Origin of the sequence: Tahibacter sp., from assembly GCF_032229445.1 — a bacterium.
Lineage (GTDB): Bacteria > Pseudomonadota > Gammaproteobacteria > Xanthomonadales > Rhodanobacteraceae > Tahibacter.
This window is the reverse complement of sequence record NZ_JAVTWC010000120.1, coordinates 23,987-30,238: the sequence shown is the minus strand read 5'-3', so window position 1 is coordinate 30,238 and position 6,252 is coordinate 23,987. Positions and strand designations below refer to the sequence as shown.

The window sequence follows — 6,252 nt, the reverse complement described above, 5'->3', positions numbered from 1 at the left end:
CCCCAAGGGGCCCTTCCCCGCGGCGCCGCGCCCCCAAAAACTAGGTTGCCCCCACACCCCCTTTGCCCCGGGGCCCCCCCTTCTGCCCGGGGGGCGGCTCGGCGCTCGCACAGCGAGCGCCGAGCGGGGTTGTGGAGATCTGGTGCCGGGCGTCGGAGCTTCGGCACCAGAGCTGGGACAGCACTCTCCGACGTTGTGGAGATCTGGTGCCGGGCGTCGGAGCTTCGGCCCCAGAGCTGGGGCAGCACGCACCGACGTTGTGGAGATCTGGTGCATGGCTAAAAAAGCCGCATCGCCAGCGATTACCGTGCTATCACTTACGGAATCCGCAGCACCTGCCCCGGATAGATCTTGTCCGGATGCTTCAGCTGAGGCTTGTTGGCCTCGAAGATCTTTTCATAGTCGTTCGCGTTGCCGTAGAACTGCTTGGCGATCTTGCCCAGCGTGTCGCCGGCCTTGACCGTGTACATGCGTGACTCGGAGCCGGGCTCCTTCACGGTCACGTTGTCTTCGATCTTGTCGACGCCCTTGATGTTGCCGGCGGCGAGGATCAGACGCTCCTTGTCGGCCTGGGTCGCCGCGTCGCCGGTGATCCTGACTGTGCCGTCGATCCACTGCACGTCGACGTCCTTGACGCCGATTTCCTTCTCGATGTGTTCCTTGATCTGCTCCGGCGCCTTGGCCGGGTTGGCGACCGCGTCCAGCACCTTGGCGCCTGCGTCTTTGATGAAATCGAACAGTCCCATTCTCCGTCTCCTTTTGGGTTGGTCAACGCCGTGTGGCGGCAAGCACGCTGCCGCCTACATTCAACAAATCGGATAAATCCACATCGCCGTCCCCGTCGCGATCGAGCACCGCGCCGAGCAGGCCGCCGCCGAGTCCGCCGGCCTCGCGCGTGCGCTGGGTTTCGCGGCCGAGCATATCGCTCAGGCCGCCCGGACCGAGATCCTGTTTCTGGTTCATGCGTGCGAGTACCGACATGACGATCGGCGCGAGCATGGCCATGAGCTGGCCGGCATTGACGCCGCCGAGGCCGGTGGTCTGGCCCAGGCCCTGTTCGGCCTGGCCGCGGCGATTGCCGAAGATGTGGCCGAGGATCGCGCCGCCCACACCGCCCAGGCCGCCGCTGTCGACGCCGCCGCCGCGCGGTGTGGGAGGCGGGCTGCTGCCCATGCCGCCGAGTACCGCTTCGGCCAGTGACCCCAGCGAGCCGAGCCCCCCCGCGCCGCTGTTGCCGCTGCCGCCCAGCAGTCCGCCGAGCAGGCCGCCCAGGTCGGTGCCGACGTGGTCGCCGAGCGCGGTGTGCAGCGCATCGGCACCGTCCGGTGTGGCCGCATTCCTGGCCATCGCGCCGACCATCAGCGGCAAGGTCTGTTCGATCGCCGACTGTGCCTGTCCCGGGCTCAGCCCGAACCGTTGTGCGATCGCGTCGACTTCGTTGTCGCCGATCTGCGCCATCACCGCATCGACAAGTCCGCTCATGTCCATCTCCGGGCTGCAGGGGAGCACACACTACCACCGCGGCAAAACTTCGTAGCAGGCGAGAAAAGATGTAACGTTTTGATCCACGCCCTGGCTGCGGCGCTGCGCTGCGGGTAGGTTGGCGGCCAGGCGGAAAACGCCGTCGTATGGTCTATCGAGCCAGGGGGCCATGGACAAGCTTGACGAACTGCGCCTGCGCTACCTGCGCTCGCTGCCGCAAAAAGGCGAGGACATTCGCGCTCAATGGGAATTGTTGCGCCAGCGCCCGCACGAACGCGCGCTGCTCACGGAGTTGCACCAGCAGGTGCACCGCCTCAGCGGTTCGGCGCCGGCCTACGGATTCGACGACATCGGCGCGCTGGCGCGGCCGCTGGACCAGCGCCTGTCCGAATGGCTGCGCGCTGGGGACGGTGAGCGCGACGCCGTAGGCGACATGGTCGGTTCGCTTGCCGTGCCGGTGGCCGCGCTGGCCCAGGCGCTGCGCCTTGCGGGGGAGGCGGACGCCCCGCCGCCGGCCTGAACGCCCAGGGCGGCTGCCAATACGCTAACGCCCGGCGTCCCGCCCCGATCGGTCTGCTGGACTCCGGTTGCGCCAACAGCCGGCCCCCCACTCGTCGAGCGCGAGAACCGGCGCCTGATCGGAGCGGCCAGGCGGTAGTTATCGTCCCGCTTGCTGGCAGCCGTCGCCAGCGCGGCGCTATCCTTGCGGTTTTCCGCGCCTGCCGTCGTTGCGGTGGCGCCACGAGGCAATGATGAAATCCTATCCCCCCGTTTCCCTGATCGGCGTGCCGACCGACATCGGCGCCGGCCATCGCGGCGCTTCGATGGGTCCGGAGGCGCTGCGCGTCGCCGGCATCGCGCGTGCGCTGGAAGATCGCGGCCTGCGGGTGGTCGACCGCGGCAATCTGGTCGGCCCGATGAATCCCTGGCAGCCCCCGCAGAACGGTTATCGGCACCTGGCCGAAGTCGTTGCCTGGAACCGCAGCGTCCTGGATGCGGTATACGCGGAGCTGGCCGCCGGCCACCTCCCCATCATGCTCGGTGGCGACCACTGCCTGGCCATGGGTTCGATCACCGCCGTCGCGCGCTGGTGCGCCGAGCAGGGCAAGAAGCTGCGCGTGTTGTGGCTGGACGCGCATGCGGATTTCAACACCAGCGTGATCACGCCCTCGGGCAACGTCCACGGCATGCCGGTCGCCTGCCTCTGCGGCCACGGCCCGCGCGAACTGACTGAACTCGGCGGCAGCGCGCCGGCGCTGCGGCCGGACCAGATCCGCCAGATCGGCATCCGCTCGGTCGATCCTGGCGAGAAAAAGCTCGTCAGCGACGTGGGCCTGGATATCTATGACATGCGCTACATCGACGAGATCGGCGTCAAGCGCGCGATGGAAGAAGCGCTCGAAGGCGTCGGCGCGGACACCCATCTGCACGTCAGCTTCGACGTCGATTTCCTCGATCCGTCCATTGCTCCGGGCGTCGGCACGCGCGTTCGCGGTGGCCCCAACTACCGCGAAGCACAGCTCGTGATGGAAATGATTGCCGACACGGGCCGCGTCGGTTCGATCGACATCGTCGAGCTGAACCCCGCGTTCGACAAGCGCAACATGACGGCCAAGCTCGCGGTGGACCTCGTCGAAAGCCTGTTTGGCAAGTCGACGCTGATGCGCGAATAAGGAACGAGGTGGGAGGAGTGAGAAATGAGTCGGGGCAGGTCGTGGCTTCCACTCATTTCTACTTTTTCCCCTCACTACCAAAGAAAAACCCCGCCTCGGCGGGGTTTTTCTTGAACATCGCGGTGAAATTTCAACGACGCGGCGGGTCCGGCGTGAAGTTGCCGGGGAACGGGTCGGGCTGGCCCGGGCGCGGATGCGGACGATTGCGCGGAATCACGCCGCGCGCGACGAGGTTGCGGTAGCTGTCGTAGCGCACCGCGACGACTTCGTAGGGCTTGTCGCTCGCGCGCTGGAACGAGGTATACGTCGCGTTGCTGTCCTCACGGTCGCCGTGGCCCGTACCTAGCGACTCCTGTACCGGCGCCGATTCGCGCCGCGCCATCGAGTCCGCCGCGCCGCCGGTCGGTGCCGGCGGTGCCGCGGCCGGCATTTCGGGCGCACGCTTGGCTTCGCCCTCGGCGCGGCCCTTGTCTACCTTGTTGCGATACACCGGCGGCCGCACGACGCGTTCGCGGAACACCGCCAGGCCGATCACGCCGACGTTGCCGGGGCGACCGGTCTGCGCCGCGTAGGACTCGCTGAGCGTGGTGAACTCGAACGCGGCGATCTCGTTCATGTTCTTGCGCCAGCCGGCGACTTCGGTGCTTTCGTAGGGATCGAGCACGTAGCCGGTCTGCTGCGTCGCCGCGGTCTGGCCGCTGATCGCGTTGACGCCATCGACCGACAGCACCGCGAGCACGCGCTCGTTGCTGCGGTTGACGAGTCGCACGGCGTAGCGGTGGCCCGGGGCGCCGGCCACGAAAGTTTCGCCGCGATGGGGGTATTGCTGAAGATTGGCGCCGGATTCGCGGTCGACGACGTGCAGGTCGACGAGCCGCCCGGCCTGGGCCGCGCCGGCGGCGAACACCAGCGCGATCAGGGCGAGTAACCGATGGTGCAGGGACATGGCGGATCTCCAGTGGGAAGGCGCCGGGTCAAACGCGGGCACCGTGGTCGCGGGGTTAACCGGCTTGCAGCGTCCACCCGAATAACGCGCGAGAAGCCCGCTTCCGAACCCGGCGGACCGCGCGGGTGGCAGGCCAGGCCGCGCCGGAGTCGTTCCGCCGCGGCTCCGGTTCGCGTCGCCTCATTCCTCGACGAGCGTGGCGCCCGCGGCGTTGGAAGCGACCGACGCAATGCCGGCATCGCGGGCTTTTTCCGACTCATACATCTCGCTGTTGCCGATGATCTGGCCGTTGCCGGCCTTGAGGCTGAAGTGGAACTTGCCGTTGCTGGCGACCTTCTTCTCGAAGCGTGCAGCGTCGGCAGCGTTGTTCTTGACCGACTCGACGCCATTGCGCGCGCCGCTCCTGTCGACATAGCCCTGGCTGGCCAGGATGACTTCGCCGTTGCCGGCCTTGAGATTGAAGTAGGTCTTGCCGCCCTTGCCGCTGAAGATCGTGAACTTGCCTGCCATTGGAAGCTCCTCGGTCGTTGCTGGGTCCCCTGTGGCGCGCAGTATCCCGCGGCGCAGTCGGCCTCGCCAGTTCCGTGCGGTGCGGGTGCGCAGGACTATGCAAAGGTCTGCGCTGTTCCCGTCACGCTTTAGCGCCGGCCGCGGCCTTGGCTTACACTGGCCGGCCCTCTCGCCAACGCCTCGCCATGAGCAAGATCCGCGTCCTAACCGGCATCACCACCACCGGCACTCCGCATCTGGGCAACTACGTGGGGGCGATCCGCCCGGCGGTCGCCGCGAGTCGTAGTGACAATGTGGAATCGTACTATTTCATGGCCGACTACCACGCGCTGATCAAGTGCGACGATCCGGCCCGCATCGCGCGCTCGCGCCTCGAGATTGCCGCCACCTGGCTGGCCTGTGGCCTCGATCCGGAGCGGGTGTATTTCTACCGCCAGTCGGATATTCCCGAAATCCCTGAGTTGACCTGGCTGCTGACCTGCGTCACGGCCAAGGGGCTCATGAACCGCTCGCACGCCTACAAGGCCTCGGTCGACGCGAATGCGGCCAGCGGCGGCGACCCCGACGCCGGCATCACGATGGGCCTGTACAGCTACCCGATCCTGATGGCCGCTGACATCCTGATGTTCAACGCGCACCGCGTACCGGTAGGGCGCGACCAGATCCAGCACATCGAGATGGCGCGCGACATCGCTGCGCGGTTCAATCATCTGTTCGGCAACGGGCGTGACTACTTCACCCTGCCCGAAGCCGCCATCGAGGAAAACGTCGCGACCCTGCCGGGGCTCGACGGACGCAAGATGTCCAAGAGCTACGACAACACCGTGCCGCTGTTCGAAGGCGGCGCGAAGAAGCTCAAGGAAACCATCGCCCGCATCGTCACCGACTCGCGCCTGCCCGGCGAAGCCAAGGATCCGGACAGCACGGCGCTGATGCCAATCTTCGGCGCATTCGCCACGCCACAGGAAATCGCGGAATTCCGCGCGGCGCTGGCCGATGGTCTCGGCTGGGGCGAAGCCAAGCAGCGGGTGTTCGAGCGGCTGGATCGCGACATCGCGCCGATGCGCGCGCGCTATGAAGAACTCATCGCGCAGCCAGGGCATATCGAAGACATCCTGCAGGCTGGTGCGACGAAGTCGCGCCGTCTCGCGGCACCGTTTCTCGCGCAGTTGCGAGAGGCGGTGGGCTTACGTGACTTCACCAAGAACTACGAAAAGTCTCCCGAGAAGTTAGCCTATGAGGTTGCGTGGGAATCGGATGAAGCGGTGATTCCGCTTTCGATAAAAGGCCCTTCGGCAGCCGATTTTTCGCTCACCGTCAGCTACGCCAAGACGGGGCGTTTCCTGATTGAAGCGCGTGATTCAAAAGCTGACGTGATCGCCCTAAGAAAAAGAATCGACAAGCTGGATGGCTTAAGCGTTACGGCCAGGCCGATAGAAGAGGGGATGAGTCAGTTGGAACTTGAACTTGACGGCCAGTTTGTTGGACGCGGTCCAACAGTAGAGTCGACTCGGGTCGAAGATGAGATCGAGAAATTCCGGCAGTCGGTGTCGGCTGGACGCGAAGACCGAAAGCCGAAGTAGTCAGGTACCAAGCACACCATCCCCACCAAACCCTCCCCTTGAAGGGGAGGGCTTGTCA

7 protein-coding genes are annotated in these 6,252 nt (G+C 66.1%); 3 read left to right on the top strand and 4 right to left on the bottom strand.

The window, feature by feature from the left end; genetic code table 11:
• Nucleotides 1-317: 317 nt before the first annotated feature.
• Both lysM and RUU78_RS22340 read right to left on the bottom strand, forming a co-directional pair.
• Nucleotides 318-746 carry a peptidoglycan-binding protein LysM gene (gene lysM, locus RUU78_RS22345; protein WP_313919971.1) on the bottom strand — a complete coding sequence of 143 codons (429 nt, stop codon included), beginning with the start codon at nucleotides 744-746 and terminating at the stop codon, nucleotides 318-320.
• Nucleotides 747-768: 22 nt separating this feature from the next.
• Nucleotides 769-1,482 (bottom strand): DUF937 domain-containing protein, encoded by a 714-nt coding sequence (locus tag RUU78_RS22340; protein ID WP_313919970.1) that lies wholly within the window; start codon nucleotides 1,480-1,482, stop codon nucleotides 769-771.
• A 169-nt stretch (nucleotides 1,483-1,651) separates the two neighbouring features.
• Between RUU78_RS22340 and RUU78_RS22335 the strand changes: the two genes are divergently transcribed.
• Together RUU78_RS22335 and rocF are read left to right on the top strand one after the other, a co-directional pair.
• Nucleotides 1,652-2,002 (top strand): Hpt domain-containing protein, encoded by a 351-nt coding sequence (locus RUU78_RS22335; protein ID WP_313919969.1) that lies wholly within the window; start codon nucleotides 1,652-1,654, stop codon nucleotides 2,000-2,002.
• A gap of 229 nt (nucleotides 2,003-2,231) precedes the next feature.
• Entirely contained in the window at nucleotides 2,232-3,155 is a 924-nt protein-coding gene (gene rocF, locus RUU78_RS22330; protein WP_313919968.1) for an arginase, read from the top strand.
• Nucleotides 3,156-3,285: 130 nt separating this feature from the next.
• Here rocF and RUU78_RS22325 read toward each other — a convergent pair whose 3' ends face one another.
• Together RUU78_RS22325 and RUU78_RS22320 are read right to left on the bottom strand one after the other, a co-directional pair.
• On the bottom strand, nucleotides 3,286-4,101 hold the full coding sequence (locus RUU78_RS22325; protein ID WP_313919967.1) for a hypothetical protein: 816 nt from the start codon (nucleotides 4,099-4,101) through the stop codon (nucleotides 3,286-3,288).
• A 180-nt stretch (nucleotides 4,102-4,281) separates the two neighbouring features.
• Nucleotides 4,282-4,611 (bottom strand): YegP family protein, encoded by a 330-nt coding sequence (locus RUU78_RS22320; protein WP_313919966.1) that lies wholly within the window; start codon nucleotides 4,609-4,611, stop codon nucleotides 4,282-4,284.
• 185 nt (nucleotides 4,612-4,796) lie between these two features.
• Here RUU78_RS22320 and RUU78_RS22315 point away from each other — a divergent pair, with 185 nt between their 5' ends.
• Nucleotides 4,797-6,194: a tryptophan--tRNA ligase gene (locus RUU78_RS22315; protein ID WP_313919965.1), complete on the top strand. Its 1,398-nt coding sequence runs from the start codon at nucleotides 4,797-4,799 to the stop codon at nucleotides 6,192-6,194.
• Nucleotides 6,195-6,252 lie beyond the last annotated feature (58 nt).